This window comes from Kaistella sp. (assembly GCF_049588135.1).
Lineage (GTDB): Bacteria > Bacteroidota > Bacteroidia > Flavobacteriales > Weeksellaceae > Kaistella.
Genome location: NZ_JBAVFG010000052.1, coordinates 1 through 15,935, shown reverse-complemented (window position 1 = coordinate 15,935; position 15,935 = coordinate 1). Strand labels below are relative to the sequence as shown.

Below are 15,935 nucleotides of genomic sequence, written 5' to 3'. Positions count from 1 at the left end.
CCTTCGAGGTGCGTTCTTACGTTTTATACGATCATTATTTTTGGTGAAGATTCATTTAGGTTGTAAAACTAATATTCATTAATATTTAAAATGATGATAAAAAAAATTCCGGAAATTCCGGAATCTCTGTTTTCATAACTATTAGCTTAGTTTTTTACAATTTCATAGCAATAATTTTTCTCCTATGTGTTGCATTGCAAATATGATGCTATTTATTCTATTATAAAAGAGTAAAATCACCCTTTTTCATTATCATTAAGAATGTTTAAATTTCATCAAAATTAATTTCCCCAACCCTAAAGGGAGTAATTTTGATGAAATTTTCAGAGAATTTTTCCACTCTTTAGTCCCGAAAGTTTTCCGAATGGGGAAAAGAAAAATTCTTTGAAAATTTGGTTTTTGAATAATTTTTAAACCGTCTCTAATTCTTTTTAAACCTTCTTAAATTTTAATAATAAGCTTAACATCTTCAATTACAGTTACAGTTTTTTCGGCGGTGGCGCTTCATTTCATTATCCCAAAAAGGATAAATTTTAATTGCCATATAAAAATCGGCAGAATGCAATTTTTTCTGTTTAAAGATTAATGGAAAGAGATTTTCACTTCCTAGAATTAAGGGTCCAATCCTGAAATAAGCACCAAATTGCAAGCTTCTGTACTCGTACAAAGAAACCGAGCCGCCATAACCAACCACTGGTTTTTGTACCGTATAAGACCCGTTGAAAATATTGGAACGTTTAAGACCATTTTCGAAAATAGGAATTCGTTGAATCCAATCGACATTGAAGTATTGATGCTCTGCAATGTTTTTACTGATATTAAAATGCAGACTCGTCGGTAAACCCATTTTAAAATTGGTTCCTTGCAATGAAGCATTTTCGTTGCCATAAATTTCTTTGCTCAAAAATTGCAAATACTGCTGAGGACTTTCAAACTTGGTATTTTTCAAAATACGATTGTTTTCAACTTCTAATGGTACTCCTTTTAGCAAATGATTTTCTCCTTCAAAATTTACAGAACCAAAATCCAAAATAGCAAAACCAGCTTTAAAATTATAATCTTCGGCATCTCGATCTCTGTCAACAACCGATACCCCCAAATCCAATCCAAATCCTTTTCCTCGCTGGTTGTATTCATATTTATGGTTTTCAAAATTATAGTTGGTTGCAAAATTCATTGCAATATCATAATTTGAAGCGACAATTGATTTTACGCTAACACCTTTTACATTATTAAAAGTTCTCGCGAGTTGAAAGGGAACTTTACTTTCGATATCCAGGGCATCTAATCATATTTCACATTACCACCAATAATCCATTGATAATCTGAATAAGGGAAAATTTCGGTGGCAATATTTAGACCGATTTCATTCCAATTCATAAAATTAATTTTTAATGGTTTTAAAGTATAAAGTTCTGATTCTACTAGATCCTGATTTCCAAATCGCAAATAATTATCCACGTTAATTGCTGAACTCTGGGTTCGTAATCTAGAAAACATACCGACCGAGAAATCCTTCTCTTTTATTTTAATTTTAAGTTGAAATGAAGGTCCTAAAATATCTGAACTCAAATGATAATTCCCAATTTTTTTATTATAAAAATCAAAAACATTTGCCGTGTTTTTCCCCGTTCTATTTTGTCTGATGTCGGCTGATTGTACTTCGGCATTCTTTAACCCCAAAAAACTTTGTTGTGAGACATAAGCATAATCATTCTGTAAAAACACATCTTCTGAAAACAGATTTACATCCCACGGATTGGGATTAAGAAAAGATTGCGTTGGTAAAACGATAACCGAACTTATCCCGCTATACTGGTCGTTGCTGAATAATATAGATTCCTGCGCATAGCAGAAACAAGAAAATTGAACCCCACAAAAAATAACTAAATTCCAAACAAGATTTTTCACTTTTCTAAAACAACTTTTAGGTAATTTTATTATTAAATATAAAAAAAAAGTGAAACCGAAGTTTCACTTTTTTCATATACGGATTTAGAAATCAAATTAATACCCGAATATTTCTTCTAAAGAAACTTCATGGAAGGTGCCTATTTTATTAAGTGCATCCATATCTAAGTTTTCTTTTTTACCAATAATTGCTGTATTATATTTCATTGGTTTCATCTGCGAATCGTAGAAATCCGTAAGATCTGCCAAAGATAATTTTTCAATTTCTTTGTAAATATCTTTTCTTAAATCATAATCAACTCCCAATTTTTTAAGGTTTAATTGATTGAAATAGATATTCGTTCTATTGATTCTACCAGAAGCAATTTGTTTCAACGCTGCATTTTTAGCATTTTCAAACTGTGCTGGGATTTGTGGAAGATTCGCCATCAACTCATCCATTGCTGTTACTGCCTGTGGAAGTTTATTGGCCTGAGTTCCGATATAAGTCGTTACATAATCCGGGCGATTCAACTCACTACTTGTTGCATAAGAAACATAAGCAGAATATGCTAAACTCTTACTCTCACGTATTTCCTGGAAAACGATTGACGATAAACCTCTCCCAAAATACTCATTAAACACATTGATTTTCCCAAGGTTTGCTAAATCAACATTTGGTCCTTTTGCTACTTTACTCATTTCGGTTTGCACCATATCGTAATTGGTAAAATACACGTTTCCAGTTGTTGGCGGTTCAGGATATTCGTTTTTCGCAGGAACTTTCATTGTTTCCTTTTCTACGAATGGTTTTGCGTATTTTTTGAAGGCGTTAAAATCTTGTCCGTAGAAGAAAATCTCGTAAGGCATTTTCAACAAACTTTGAATTTTATTCGTCATATCAGCAGAATTAATGGCTTCTAATTGAGATTTCGAAAGCACATCTGTAAAGCGAGAAACTTTACCATATTTTGCATAATTAGATAATGCAGCCATGATTCTTCCTTTATCTTTTTTAGCAACTTCTCTACCTTCCAAAATCGTTTTTACATTCTCTGCATACACTTTCTGATCTGGTTTTGCGTTCTGCATCCAGTTTTTCAATAACTCGATTGCTTTTGGCATATTTTCTTCTAAACCGCTCAATGAGATTCTCAATTGATCTTGTGAAGTTCGGAAGTCATTGGAAATACCCAACTTAAAGAATTCCTTTTTCAGGTCTTCAGCAGATAATTTGTTGGTTCCTAAATATTGTAAAACTTGAGTTGCCAAACCTAATTCTTTATCATTATCGCTTCCGAATGGAAAAACAAAATGAGCTTGGGCAATATCGTTGTATTTGTTATGAACGAAACTCACTTTTTTACCACCGATTTTATCCGTTTTAATCACTTTCGAATAATCGATGAATTCTGGTTTAATTTCAGAAGATTTCTCAGCCAAAATTCCTTTTAAAAATGGAGATTGCTCTTCTCTATTTAATTTAATTGGAGTAATTCCCGGATTTTCTACGCGTACCAATTTATCATTTACGCCTTTTTCTTTTTTAATGATGACGTAATTATCTTTAAAGAAATCGTTGGCAAATTTTACCACATCAGCTTTTGTAATCTTCTCGTATTCATTAATCTCATTGAGTTCTTGTTCCCAAGTTCTGTCATTAATATAAGAGCCATATAAACTTGTTGCCAATCCATCAGCAGTTTCGTAAGTTTTCATACGCTGGATTTTCATATCATTAATGATGGCAGGAATTAACCAATCCTGGAATTCTCCTTTTTTCACCAAATCAATTTGATCCAACATTAATTTTTTCGCTTCATCAAAAGTTTGATCATTTTTCGGAACGATAATTAATGAGAAACTTCCGTAATTTTTAAACGCTGATTCGTAAGCCATCGCATTCAACGCTTTCTGCTTTTGATTAATATTTAAATCAATCAAACCAGAATCTCCAGAGTTGGTTAAAATATTCCCTACAATATCCGCAAGTCTCGCATTTTGAGTTCCGTAAGAGTCAGATCTCCAAGAAAGTTGTAACCTTGGTGTAGAAGCACTTTTAACGGTTCTTTCTACAATCGCGGTCATCGGTTCTTCAGTGATCGTTTGTTTTTTCGGCAATTCTTTGTATTTGAAAGTTCCGAAATACTGATCAACCAATTTTATGGTTTTGTCATAATCTAAATCCCCAACCAAAACCATGGCGTAATTGTTTGGCACATAATATTCGTCGAAATATTTGTGAATCGCTACCATTGATGGATTTTTCAAATGTTCTGATTTCCCAATCGTTGTTTGTTGACCATTTGGATGTGTTGGGAAAAGCGCATCCATTAATTCGTAATTCACCAAACGTCCGTCGTTGTCCTGAGCGCGGTTATATTCTTCGTAAACTGCTTCCAGTTCGGTATGGAATAATCTCAAAGTAAGTTCAGAGAATCTTTCTTTCTCCACTTTCAACCATTTTTCGAGTTCGTTGTTTGGAATATTATTTTTATAAACCGTTTCATCCAACCAAGTATGAGCATTGGTTCCCGAAGCTCCAAGCGAAGAAATCGCTTTATCATATTCGTTGGCAATCGCATATTTACTTGCTTCTTGAGAAACTTCATCTATTTTTTTATAGAGTGCTTTCTTTTTTTCTGGATCTTGTTCTGCTTTATGCTGTTCGTACAAATTAGAAATCTGATCTAAGAGCGGTTTCTCTTTCGCCCAGTTTGCAGTAGCCAAATTTGAAGTTCCTTTGAACATCATGTGTTCCAAATAATGTGCTAAACCTGTATTGTCAGCTGGATCATTATTACTTCCCGTCCTTACAGGAATATAGGTTTGGATTCTTGGTGCATCATCGTTTTTCGCGAGGAAAACTTTTAATCCGTTTTTTAAAGTATAAACTCTTACGCCTGATTTATCATTAATAACGGTTTCGTATTGATAACCGCTGTTGTCAGTTGTTTTCGTCGTTTCAAATTTCTGTGCGTTGCTCATAGTGAGTGCTCCAATAATTATTATTGTTGTTATTATTCTTTTCATTAATTATATAAAGTTCGGTAGATTTTATTTTACATACCAATAGTAAGCATGGATTATATGCTTACTACCAGTTTCTTTCAATTTCAGTATTGAAAAATATTTTCAATACAAAAACAAGATTTGTGCAATTTTACATGGGTTGATGTGGCTTAAGCATATTGGCTGGATCAAGGATTTCGTTTAATCTTTCTTCAGATAAAATACCGCGTTCTAATACCAAATCGTAAACACTTCTACCCGTTTCCAAAGCTTCTTTGGCAATTTCTGTTGAGTTTTTATAACCAATATATGGATTTAAAGCGGTAACAATTCCAATACTATTTCTTACCATATTCAGACAAGCGTCTTTGTTTGCCGTAATTCCTACGATACATTTTTCTCTTAAAGTATCCATTGCATTTCCTAAGAAAATCATACTTTCCATGATTGAATGTGAAAGAACAGGCTCCATTACATTTAATTGCAATTGCCCTGCTTCTGCTGCAAAAGTTACCGTTAAATCATTTCCGAATACTTTAAAGCAAACTTGATTCACTACTTCTGGAATTACTGGATTTACTTTCCCGGGCATAATTGAAGATCCTGGTTGCATTGGCGGCAGATTGATTTCAAAAAAACCAGCTCTTGGTCCCGAAGAAAGCAAACGCAAATCATTGCAAATTTTAGAAAGCTTTACTGCTAACCTTTTTAACGCAGATGAATAAATCACATAAGCACCAGTATCAGGAGTTGCTTCTACTAAATTCGGTGCCGAAACAACTTGGAAACCTGTCAATTGGGAAAGATTTTTCGCACAAAGATTTGCATAACCAACGGGAGCATTTAAACCAGTTCCGATAGCGGTTGCACCCATATTAACTTCAACAAAAAGATTCGCATTCGTATTCAATTTAGAAATATCTTCTTCTAAGGTTGCTGCATAAGCTTCAAACTCTTGCCCCAAACTCATGGGTACGGCATCTTGCAACTGAGTTCTTCCCATTTTAATAACGGGGGCAAACTCTTTTCCTTTTTCACGAAATGCTTCTACGATGTTCTTGAGTTTTTCTACCAACTCAATATTCATTGACAGTAAAGCCATTTTTAAAGAAGTTGGATACGCATCATTCGTGGATTGAGAAAGGTTGATATGATCGTTTGGCGAACAAAACTGGTAATCTCCTTTTTCTTTTCCTAATTTTTCTAAAACTCTGTTCGCAATTACTTCATTGGCATTCATATTTACCGAAGTTCCCGCTCCACCTTGAATCATATCGATTGGGAATTCCTGATGCAGTTTTCCGTCAATAAGTTCATCACAAGTTTCGGCAATCATTTTATAAAGATTTTCATCTAGTAGTCCCAATTCGTAATTGGTTTTTGCAGCTGCTTTTTTCACCACTGCCAGCGCCCTAATAAAATGCGGATAATCAGAAAGTGTTTGTCCCGAAATTTTAAAATTATCAATAGCACGCTGGGTTTGAACGCCGTAATATGCATTGTGAGGCACTTGTAAAGTCCCTAATAAATCGCTTTCATTTCTGAAATGTTCCATAAAATAATTTGTTGAAAAGTTAAGATTATTTATTGAATTTATTAAATTGATTTAAAGTTAAATCTAAAAAAAGAGGCGATAATTTATCGCCCATTTTCAGAATTGTAAAGATATTTATTTATTTGGATACTTCAAGTTTAAGGCTTGTAAAATTGCCCAAGTTTCTGCGTCCATCATTCCAGAATAATTTTCTGGACGGAAATGGTACTGAAAAACCTCAATGGTTTTCTTCGTCGCATCATCATACACGCCATTTGGATTTATATCATATCCAAAATTTCGCAATGCAGTTTGAATTTTGAATAAGAATGATGGAATGGTCATTTGTAAGGTATAATCTTCTAAAACTGCCGAACTATAAAAATTTTCTTTCGCACTTTTATCATACCACATCCCAACTTGGTATTCATCATATAATTTCTTCCATGGAAACTTAGGTCCCGGATCTTGCTTTCTGGTTGGTGCAATATCAGAATGTCCTAAAACATTGGTTGCTGAAATCATATATCTATCCGCAAGATCTTTTACCAAAACCGCAACTTTCTTTACTTGTGCTTCAGAATATTCAGGGAAAATTTTCACACCACTGGCATTGGTTTTATAACCTGCATTTACAATCTCAATCCCGATAGAAGTATCATTGAGCATATTGTCTTTTCGCCAAGCACTGATTCCAGCATGATACGCTCTTTTATTTTCGTCCACCAACTGATAAATTTCGTTATCTCCTAAATCATTCACTAAATAATGAGCACTTACCGATTGCTCAGTCAGAACTTTTACCGATTTATCATCATCTAAAGCAGTATAATGTAAAATAATATATTTCTGTCGAAAATTTTGCCCAACGGCAGGAAAGAAAGTTTTCACCACTTTATATCCATTAGGATTTGCAGAAACAATAGAACCATAACTCATTGTATTATCATTTTTAGTAATATCACCGATGTTTTCTTTAAAAAAATCAAGTCCACCATCGTGTTGAACTTTCGGTTTCTGAACAAAAGCTTCATGTTTTTCAGATGAAACTTGGGATATTTTTGGTTTTGCAACTACCGTTTGTGAGTTTTTTTGCGTTCCACAAGAAATAATTAAAAAACCTAAGGATATGACAGATAATGAATTACGCATTCGATTTCAATTAATTTAAAATTAGAGTCAAAAATACGAATATTTTTTAGGATTTTTTTTTGGTTTATAACAAAAACTCTTTTATATTTGCACTCGCAATTACAGAACAGAAGCTCTTACAAATATTGCAATGGAGAGTTGCCTGAGTGGCCGAAAGGACTTGTTTGCTAAACAAGCGTATGGGAAACTGTACCAAGGGTTCGAATCCCTTACTCTCCGCAACTCTAGAAAAAAATCATTCGGGGCGTAGCGTAGTCCGGTCATCGCGCCTGGTTTGGGACCAGGAGGTCGCAGGTTCGAATCCTGCCGCCCCGACTCTATAGAAAACTCTTTTTGAGAGTTTTCTTTTTTTTAAAACCTCATCTTCCGAACGATGAAGTTTAAAATCCCAATATTTTGGGTGCGTAGCTCAGCTGGATAGAGCATCTGCCTTCTAAGCAGACGGTCACAGGTTCGAATCCTGTCGCGCTCACACCCACAAACCCCTTTTCACAAATAGTTTACTGTTTTCTGGAATTTTTAAAATTGTATTAATTGGGGACTAACTTACATAATCTATTTCTTGAAAATCCTCTACACAACGTATTTAGGATCAAGAATAAAAGCTGGAAATTAAATCTCAAACCATAGTTTTTTTCAACATTAAGACCTAATAAATTAATAAAATTTAAAGACCGATTTATACTTTTTAATGATTTTGGGATTAATCTTTTTTTAGTTAAAATATTGGTTTTTGATGATTTCATTTTTCATGAACTCCTCATGAACTATCCATGCTTTATCCATGGAGTACCTATGGGGAATCTATGAAGCTGACCCGTCCAGATTAATAGATAAATCCCCGCTGCCATACGAATCCTTTCGTGTGGTCATTTCAATAAAGAATTTTTTTTTGATTCAATAAATTTTTTTTTTTTTTATTAAAGAATAATTTTATAGAAGCCGTAACTATAAACTCCATAATCCTGAAGGTTTCGTGCGGCAGCGGTGGCTTTTGTATTTATGAGTACGCTTTTTTTTCTTTATAATCCCTTATTGTAAGGTCTAGAAATCTTGTAACCATCGCCCTGTCCTCTTCGCTCATATCCTATATTACCCTGGCTGGTGCGAGCACGGGAGCACCTTAGTTTTTTGGTGAATAAAAAAAACGAGTTCGTCGATTAATAAGAAAGCTGCTTTACAAACGATCTATAAAATCAAAAAACGACGATTATCAATAAAGAACACCTAAAATATCCGTATTTATCGAAAGATTTGGATATTATTTTCAAATAACCACTTATTAATTTATTTGATTTTTTGTTAGAAAGTCGTATTAATATTTAACGTAAATCCTGTATTTTCTGGTACCATTCTACAAACACCGCCTACGCATAACAACCCGCCTCTTTGTCTTCCGTAGGAAGCTTGCACCCGAGTTGAATTTTTTCTGAAAACGGCACCGAATGTATAATAATGCATTTGTTTTTCAACTTCTTCATTATCATAATTATACATATCGCTTACGAAAACCGACCAATTTTTTTTGAAGTTAAATTCGGTTAACCCAGCTGCCCAGTTTCTGTAAGAAGAATCTGCCCATTGGTGTTGAAGTTCTACTTTCAATGAATTTTTATTGATTTTGAAAATATTATCCCAAACGGCGGTGGTGGCGAAAACCCGACCTGAAGTTTCCTGAATTCTGTCGGTGTTATAATCCTGATAAATATAAACTAATGCAGTATTCCATGTGCTGGAAAATCTTTTTCTAACATCAACATTAAAATCAGAATAATAGCGTTCGCCCAAAGCAAAAGTTTTAGTTTCTACGGTGTTGTAATCTTCATAGATGCGGTATTTGCCTTTTAGTCCGTACCAATTGGCAAAGTTAAAAGCGATGTCGGTTCCGTATTTCCCACCCAAAACTGATCCTTTTTTAAATTGATAATAAAGGTCGAATTGGGAGCCGATTTCACCCGCTTTTCTTTGAGGGAAAAAGGTTAATTGTGGCTGTGATTGATACACATAAATATTGGCTAAACTATAATCATATTGCTTGGTTAAAGCCGGTGTATAGTTTAATAATGCTTGATTATATTGATTGCCTACCATTTCTCGATCCGAATAGATGTTGAAATTTTCTAAACGTCGCAATGTCCCGTTAAAAGCAAATCCTTTCTTGGCAAAACCAAAAGCCAAATTCATGGCATTGCCTGAATATACGTTGGTAGGATCCACAACGGTTGCCATTTTTATAACATCCTTGGTTTTGTAAAGATATTCTGCATTCAGGTAAAAATCTTTGTATTCGTTGTTGAGGCGAATTCCATACGTGTTAACATCAGCTGGAGCATTTACAAAATTGGGGTCTAAAGCTTCGTGTTTGTTAACGAAACTCATCCCAAGATTGGATTCGAATTGATCCGAACCAACTGTTTTTGCCAATTGAAATTCGGTATCTATTGCGGCAATACTGGCATTGGAAAAATCAAAACCCATCCCTATTCTTTGCTTTCCATATAAGGCTTTAATATTTACAAGATTATCGGCGATGGAATATTTCACCCGCGCTCCGACTAAAGAATTGGCAATACCGAGTTGGCGATCTTCCCAAGTCCTAAGAGCCAAACCGGAACCGAATTGCTCATAAAAATGCCCTAACGTAACATCCAACCCTTTTTCATTATTATAATTAACATAATAAGTTCCTAAGTTAACGTCTTTGAATCCGGGATAATAATTAAGAAGCGCTTTGGGTTCATAAGATTCTAACTGCGCACCAACAGTAAACTGCTTATACTTGTAGGTCATGGTGAGATAGGTGTTAGAACGCAGCCTGTCTTTAGCTTCTGTTTCTGCTAATTTTATTTTAGCATCATCTACATAATATTGATTATTAGACTCTAAACTTGCATTAAATTGTGCATGAAGAGCAGTATGCGCTAACAAATAAATAATGGGAAGGAAAATTTTCTTCATAATTGATTATTGGATCTGCTTTAATTTTTCAAATAATTCGTCTTCATCGCCTGGCGCATATCCAACATGCGTGTAAACCATTTTGCCTTTATAATACACCAATGTTGTCGGAACATTATTAACATTTAATTGTCTTTTGATGGATTGTGATGGGTCTAAAAGTACTTGATCGAAGTTCCAGTTTTTACCATTCACCACTGTTTTTACTTTGTTTACTGTTCTGGGATCGTCGGTAGAAACGGCTACAAAATCGAAATCTTTTTCTTTCTTCCAATCTTCCATTTTTTCGTTCACGGCATTTAATTCTTCCATACAAGGAAGACACCATGTTGCCCAGAAACTAAGCACAAGCGGCTTTTCATTACTGAGTGTTTTAAGGGCAATATTTTCTCCCTTTAGGTTTTTTGCCGATACATTTTCGATGGATTGCGCACTGAAAGTGGCACAAAATACAATGATTGCTAATGCAAACACAATTTTTTTCATAGTCATAACTTCACTTTAGATTATTCTGAATTTTAAAAAGACGAAACTATTAATAATATCGCATAAGTTCAAAGTAAAAATTGAAAATATTTCGTTTTTACTGAAATTCACAACCCTATTCTGTATTTTTTCCTTAAATATGGCTTGTTTTTTTATAAAAATATGTAGTTTTACAACATTGTTAAAAAGTAATATATAATATGAAGAAGTTATTCTTATTGTTGATTTTGTTTGTGTTTTTCCTAAATTCATGTGCTGGATCCGAAAGTGATGAAGGGCGAGATGCTGTAACTTATGTAAAACTTTCTGCCAGCGAAAACTCTGTTTTATTAGGGAATTCCGTTAACTTCAGTTTAACAGATAATCTTAATAATGATGTAACCAATAATGCTACATTTTATGTGGACGGAGTAGAAATAAATAAAAACACTTACGCTCCCGCAAAAATTGGCGAATATCACGTTGTTGCAAAATATAATACTTTTACCAGCAAACCTTTAACCCTAAATGCAATTGCTTTAACTGGTGTAAACTTCGTGCATCGAATTTTATATGAAGATTTCACAGGAACATGGTGTGGCAATTGCCCGATTGCAAGTGTCCGATATGAAGAATTAATCAAAAAGAACAACAAAGTTGTTTTCGTTGGTTTACATGGCCCAACCGTTGCGACTGATCCTTTTACCAATGCTGCTTCTTATGACATTATTACTAAATTGGGTATTTGGGCATATCCAACAATTCTAATTAATCATACCCAAAACTGGAATACCGCAAATAACGACTTTGCCGATATGACTTTTCCTTTAGGCTTTATTAAAGCATCCAGCAAAATGGGAATTGCAATTACTACAAAACTCGAAGGAAACACACTTTCAGGAGAATATAACATTTCTTTTGCCGACAATTACAATAATCTCAAAACGATTGTATATATCGTGGAGGACAAAATTGTTTATCCACAACATAACTATTTTAATGGTTCTGGCGGTAAGCCGATCTTGTATGGCGGTGTTCCAATTATTGAAAATTATTCTAATCACAATGTGTTAAGAGATTTATTAACTTCATCTACCGGTGATGCAATTCCGAGTGGAAGTACACAGAATAATACCGCCTATTTTAAAAATTTCAGTTATGCAATTCCGGCTAACTTTAATAAAGAAAACATGAAAATAGTGGTTGCTGTACTGAACGCCCAAAACGAAGTGCTCAATGTAAGAGAGGCGTCGCCTAATACAAGCAATGCTTTAGAAACTTTATAAAGAAATAAAAATAATATCGTAAAAATTTAGAAATTATGAAAAAAGCCTTTATCCTTTCAACATTATTAGGATTTGCATTTTTTAATGCTCAAATGGTGGTAAAGAAATTAGATGGTACAGTAATTAATAATGGTGCCGTATATTCTTACAACACTTTCGATACAGATGAGAGTGTCCTGCATTTTACCGTTGCCAATTCCTCAGCCACGGAAGGCATCACCGTTAAAGTACTATGCGAAAGCCTAAACAATACAACCGGAGACAGTTTTGAGTTTTGTTTCGGTGGAAACTGTATGCCATTTGTAATGCCTAACTTCAATTATCCACCATCGGGTTACAACATTGCTCCTGGATCTAACTCAGGTGATTCCGATCATTTCTGGAATAAAATGGATTATTCGGAACCAATGAGTATCACTTTTAAAATTTACCAAGTTGACGAATCCCAAAATGAAATTGGGACTCCTGTACATGTTACTTATGCTTACAACAAGCAGCTAGCCGTAAATAATGTAAACGCAGTAAAAGAAGTTCTTATCAAAAACACCATTATAACCAGCAGTTTAGAATTGTCTTCAAAAACAAATACCGGCTTCCAATTGTTCGACATGAACTCCAAATTAGTTAAAAAAGGCGAATTAAAACCCGGAGACAACTCAATCAACGTTCAAAATTTAACCCAAGGGATATATATCTTAAACACGAAAAGCTCGACTGGTAAAAACCAAACACAAAAAATAATTAAAAAATAACACTGCTTATCACCAAATCAAAAGTTAAATATTATGAAAAAAATTTACTTTCTGGCAATTGCATTATGCTTTAATAATATTGCATACGCCGCCAATTACAACCTAAACGAAACCACACCTGTCACTAGCAAAACCACCAAAACCCTTGCTACAAACGACGTGCAGATCGTGAGCGTAAAACTGAACAAGTTCTTGCTTCCAAATGGAGAAACAAGCATCAAAGCGGTGTTGAAAAATGTGGGATCCAATAATATAAGCTCTGTGGAATTCAATTGGAATGATGGCACTGGAGACCATAAACAAAGAGTAGTCGCTTATCTTAGTGCGGGGCAACAAAGAGAAGTTACGCATCCTATCCCTGTTTCACTTAGCAATTCTACGATTGAAACTAAAACCATTTTAGTATCCATCACTCAAGTTAATGATGCCGAAGACGGAAACCCAAGCGACAACAACATGAACGCCACAACAAGTATTGTTTCTCAAGCAATTCCTAAAAAAGTAGTCTTTGAAGAAGGAACAGGTACATGGTGCGGCTGGTGCCCAAGAGGAATGGTTGCCCTTAAAAATGTCAACGAAGAGTATCCGGACGACCAAATTAGTATCGGAGTACACAATGGTGATCCAATGGCATTTGCAGCGTACAACTCTGGTGCTGCATTTGGTAGTTTCCCAGGAATGAATGTCGATCGGGAACTGAAAGGAGTGGACATTAATCCATCTAACATGGCTGGCTATATTAATTCTCGAAAAACTTTGCTATCACCTGCTCAATTAACTGGTGAATTTAGCATTTCCGGCCAACAACTTACCGCTAATGTTAATAGTAAATTCTTTATTAATAATCCCAATGTTAATTACAGACTGTCTGTAATACTAATAGAAGATGGCGTTAAAGGCACTGCTAGTGGATTTAGACAATCGAATTATTACGCAGGTGGATCCAACGGTGAAATGGGCGGATTTGAAAGCTTACCTAATCCTGTCCCGGCAGCTCAAATGGTTTACGATCATGTTGGTCGTGCATTATTAGGCGGTTATGCAGGTCAAGAAAGCTCCATTCCTTCTGCAATTACAGATGGGCAAACGGTTAACTATACCTTTAATTACACCATTCCAAGCGACTATATTAAAGATAACCTCACTGCTGTAGTGTTATTATTAGATGCTACCGATGGTACCATTATAAGCGGAGCTAAACTTTCAAAAACCATTTTAGCAGTTAACGATATTAAAGCCAATGCAGCCAAATTTAGCATCTACCCTAACCCCGCTAAATCTGATTTTAACTTAAAGCTACCAACCGATGGCACATACAAAATTGCAATCTTTGATATGGCAGGTAGAGCAGTGAAAAATTACGGAGCGATTCATTCTAATAACAAAACAATTAAATTAGGATTTAATTTAGTTCCGGGTAAATATCTTGTAAACATTTCTCAAGACGGAAAATCAATTACGAAAGAATTATTAGTAAAGTAATTTTCAAATCAAAGTAATATATAAAGACCAGAATGATCTGGTCTTTATTTTTGAGAATACATTTAAACTCCTCCTACCAATCTCATAAAATAAATTTCTTCTTTGAAAATAAATTTTAACTAGACGTTCCTCAAATTCTATTTTTCAAAACCGCTGCTGAAAGTATTTTTTTTAAAATTCTTAAATTGCTCCTCATTCCTTAAATTTGCATTCTGTTAAATAAAATGTATGCCTTTACAAATCATCAATCTTACCAAAAAATTTGGCGAACAAACCGCTTTAAATAACATCAATATTGAAATCAACAATAATGAGATTATTGGATTGCTGGGACCCAATGGCGCAGGAAAATCAACGTTGATGAAATCGATTGTTGGCGCACTAAAAATTGATGAAGGACAAATTATTTTTAATGGAAAAGATATTCGTGAAGATGAAATTGAAGCGAAGAAAAATATGGGTTTTTTACCGGAGAACAACCCACTTTACAGCGAAATGTATGTGAAAGAATATTTGAATTTTGTGGCAGATATCCATCAAGTTTCAAAACAAAGAATCGATGAAGTTATAAAATTGGTCGGCATTTCTCCTGAAAAATCAAAGAAAATTTCCCAGTTGTCAAAAGGTTACAAACAAAGAGTTGGTCTTGCTCAAGCCATTTTACATGCTCCTGATCTATTGATTTTAGATGAACCGACCAATGGACTCGATCCAAATCAAATCATTGAAATTAGAAATGTCATTAAAGAAATAGGAAAAGAAAAAACGGTAATTCTATCGACGCATATTATGCAAGAGGTAGAGGCGCTCTGTTCCCGTGTGATTTTGATTCATCAGGGAAACATTATTCAAGATTCCAATATTGCGGAATTTCAAGGCAAATACAACAGTTTAGAAGAGGCATTTACCAGCTACACCCACTAAATAAAAAAAGCCCTGAATTTATAATTATTCAGGGCTTTTCAATATGCTTGATTTTTTTTAAATCTTTTCAATATTATTAGTCAACGCGTCGATAAAGTTTTTCAAAGGCTTCTCTACCATCATTTTGATAAACGGATTAAATTGACCTTCAAATAACAACTGAACTTCAGTCTGATTTTCATTCATTGGATTCATCATCCCTTTCAGTGCAAAATCTAAACTAGAACTTGCCGATTTCAAAATAACTTGATTTTCTGTAACTTCATCAATCGTTAAAGCGATTTCTGGCATTCCTTTTAAACTGAATTTAAAACCGTTATCACGTACTTCAAAACTCTGTAAAGAATCTGGCATTAGCGCTCTGTACCCTTCTGGAGCATTTAACATTGCAACCAACTCAGATCCCGATTTATTTACGATTATTTTGCGCCCTTCTAAATTCATTTTTATATTTTTGTATTAATTAAAACACTGCAAATG

Annotated in this window: 12 protein-coding genes and 3 tRNA genes; 7 read left to right on the top strand and 8 right to left on the bottom strand. The window is 34.4% G+C overall.

All coding sequences use genetic code 11. The features are described 5' to 3' along the window. Positions 1-469: 469 nt before the first annotated feature. The 5 genes from WBY99_RS03020 to WBY99_RS03000 form a co-directional block, all read right to left on the bottom strand. Positions 470-1,177, bottom strand: coding sequence for a DUF5723 family protein (locus tag WBY99_RS03020; protein WP_423974864.1), 708 nt, complete (start codon positions 1,175-1,177; stop codon positions 470-472). Positions 1,178-1,284: 107 nt separating this feature from the next. Next, entirely contained in the window at positions 1,285-1,911 is a 627-nt protein-coding gene (locus WBY99_RS03015) for a hypothetical protein (RefSeq protein WP_423974863.1), read from the bottom strand. A 96-nt stretch (positions 1,912-2,007) separates the two neighbouring features. Then, positions 2,008-4,923: a M16 family metallopeptidase gene (locus WBY99_RS03010; protein WP_423974862.1), complete on the bottom strand. Its 2,916-nt coding sequence runs from the start codon at positions 4,921-4,923 to the stop codon at positions 2,008-2,010. A 130-nt stretch (positions 4,924-5,053) separates the two neighbouring features. Then, a complete protein-coding gene (aspA, locus tag WBY99_RS03005) occupies positions 5,054-6,457 on the bottom strand; it encodes an aspartate ammonia-lyase (protein ID WP_423974861.1) in 1,404 nt (467 codons plus the stop codon). Positions 6,458-6,571: 114 nt separating this feature from the next. Beyond that, a complete protein-coding gene (locus tag WBY99_RS03000; protein ID WP_423974860.1) occupies positions 6,572-7,588 on the bottom strand; it encodes an N-acetylmuramoyl-L-alanine amidase in 1,017 nt (338 codons plus the stop codon). A 132-nt stretch (positions 7,589-7,720) separates the two neighbouring features. Here WBY99_RS03000 and WBY99_RS02995 point away from each other — a divergent pair. The 3 genes from WBY99_RS02995 (at position 7,721) to WBY99_RS02985 (ending at position 8,060) form a co-directional block, all read left to right on the top strand. Next, positions 7,721-7,807 (top strand) — tRNA-Ser (locus WBY99_RS02995). 21 nt (positions 7,808-7,828) lie between these two features. After that, positions 7,829-7,903, top strand: a tRNA-Pro gene (locus WBY99_RS02990). A gap of 83 nt (positions 7,904-7,986) precedes the next feature. Further along, positions 7,987-8,060, top strand: a tRNA-Arg gene (locus tag WBY99_RS02985). 830 nt (positions 8,061-8,890) lie between these two features. Here the strand turns inward: WBY99_RS02985 and WBY99_RS02980 are convergent. Together WBY99_RS02980 and WBY99_RS02975 are read right to left on the bottom strand one after the other, a co-directional pair. Further along, positions 8,891-10,546, bottom strand: a complete 1,656-nt coding sequence (locus WBY99_RS02980; protein ID WP_423974859.1) for a DUF6029 family protein — start codon at positions 10,544-10,546, stop codon at positions 8,891-8,893. 6 nt (positions 10,547-10,552) lie between these two features. Then, on the bottom strand, positions 10,553-11,032 hold the full coding sequence (locus WBY99_RS02975) for a TlpA family protein disulfide reductase (protein ID WP_423974858.1): 480 nt from the start codon (positions 11,030-11,032) through the stop codon (positions 10,553-10,555). 200 nt (positions 11,033-11,232) lie between these two features. Here WBY99_RS02975 and WBY99_RS02970 point away from each other — a divergent pair, with 200 nt between their 5' ends. The 4 genes from WBY99_RS02970 to WBY99_RS02955 all read left to right on the top strand — a co-directional run bounded on the left by WBY99_RS02970 (position 11,233) and on the right by WBY99_RS02955 (position 15,455). Next, positions 11,233-12,297, top strand: a complete 1,065-nt coding sequence (locus WBY99_RS02970; protein WP_423974857.1) for an Omp28-related outer membrane protein — start codon at positions 11,233-11,235, stop codon at positions 12,295-12,297. A 35-nt stretch (positions 12,298-12,332) separates the two neighbouring features. Next, positions 12,333-13,049 (top strand): T9SS type A sorting domain-containing protein, encoded by a 717-nt coding sequence (locus WBY99_RS02965; RefSeq protein ID WP_423974856.1) that lies wholly within the window; start codon positions 12,333-12,335, stop codon positions 13,047-13,049. 168 nt (positions 13,050-13,217) lie between these two features. Next, positions 13,218-14,531 (top strand): Omp28-related outer membrane protein, encoded by a 1,314-nt coding sequence (locus tag WBY99_RS02960; RefSeq protein ID WP_423974855.1) that lies wholly within the window; start codon positions 13,218-13,220, stop codon positions 14,529-14,531. A 228-nt stretch (positions 14,532-14,759) separates the two neighbouring features. Beyond that, positions 14,760-15,455 (top strand): ABC transporter ATP-binding protein, encoded by a 696-nt coding sequence (locus WBY99_RS02955; protein WP_423974854.1) that lies wholly within the window; start codon positions 14,760-14,762, stop codon positions 15,453-15,455. 57 nt (positions 15,456-15,512) lie between these two features. On the opposite strand, the gene WBY99_RS02950 is transcribed toward WBY99_RS02955, so the two are convergent. After that, positions 15,513-15,899, bottom strand: coding sequence for an SRPBCC family protein (locus tag WBY99_RS02950; RefSeq protein WP_423974853.1), 387 nt, complete (start codon positions 15,897-15,899; stop codon positions 15,513-15,515). Between the last annotated feature and the right edge of the window lie 36 nt (positions 15,900-15,935).

What these genes read in the sequence shown, in the direction of transcription:
- WBY99_RS03020 (WP_423974864.1), bottom strand. Translation starts at nt 1,177, where the DNA reads ATGAATTTTGCAACCAACTATAATTTTGAAAACCATAAATATGAATAC.
- WBY99_RS03010 (WP_423974862.1), bottom strand. Translation starts at nt 4,923, where the DNA reads ATGAAAAGAATAATAACAACAATAATAATTATTGGAGCACTCACTATG.
- aspA (WP_423974861.1), bottom strand. Translation starts at nt 6,457, where the DNA reads ATGGAACATTTCAGAAATGAAAGCGATTTATTAGGGACTTTACAAGTG.
- WBY99_RS03000 (WP_423974860.1), bottom strand. Translation starts at nt 7,588, where the DNA reads ATGCGTAATTCATTATCTGTCATATCCTTAGGTTTTTTAATTATTTCT.
- WBY99_RS02980 (WP_423974859.1), bottom strand. Translation starts at nt 10,546, where the DNA reads ATGAAGAAAATTTTCCTTCCCATTATTTATTTGTTAGCGCATACTGCT.
- WBY99_RS02975 (WP_423974858.1), bottom strand. Translation starts at nt 11,032, where the DNA reads ATGAAAAAAATTGTGTTTGCATTAGCAATCATTGTATTTTGTGCCACT.
- WBY99_RS02970 (WP_423974857.1), top strand. Translation starts at nt 11,233, where the DNA reads ATGAAGAAGTTATTCTTATTGTTGATTTTGTTTGTGTTTTTCCTAAAT.
- WBY99_RS02965 (WP_423974856.1), top strand. Translation starts at nt 12,333, where the DNA reads ATGAAAAAAGCCTTTATCCTTTCAACATTATTAGGATTTGCATTTTTT.
- WBY99_RS02955 (WP_423974854.1), top strand. Translation starts at nt 14,760, where the DNA reads ATGCCTTTACAAATCATCAATCTTACCAAAAAATTTGGCGAACAAACC.
- WBY99_RS02950 (WP_423974853.1), bottom strand. Translation starts at nt 15,899, where the DNA reads ATGAATTTAGAAGGGCGCAAAATAATCGTAAATAAATCGGGATCTGAG.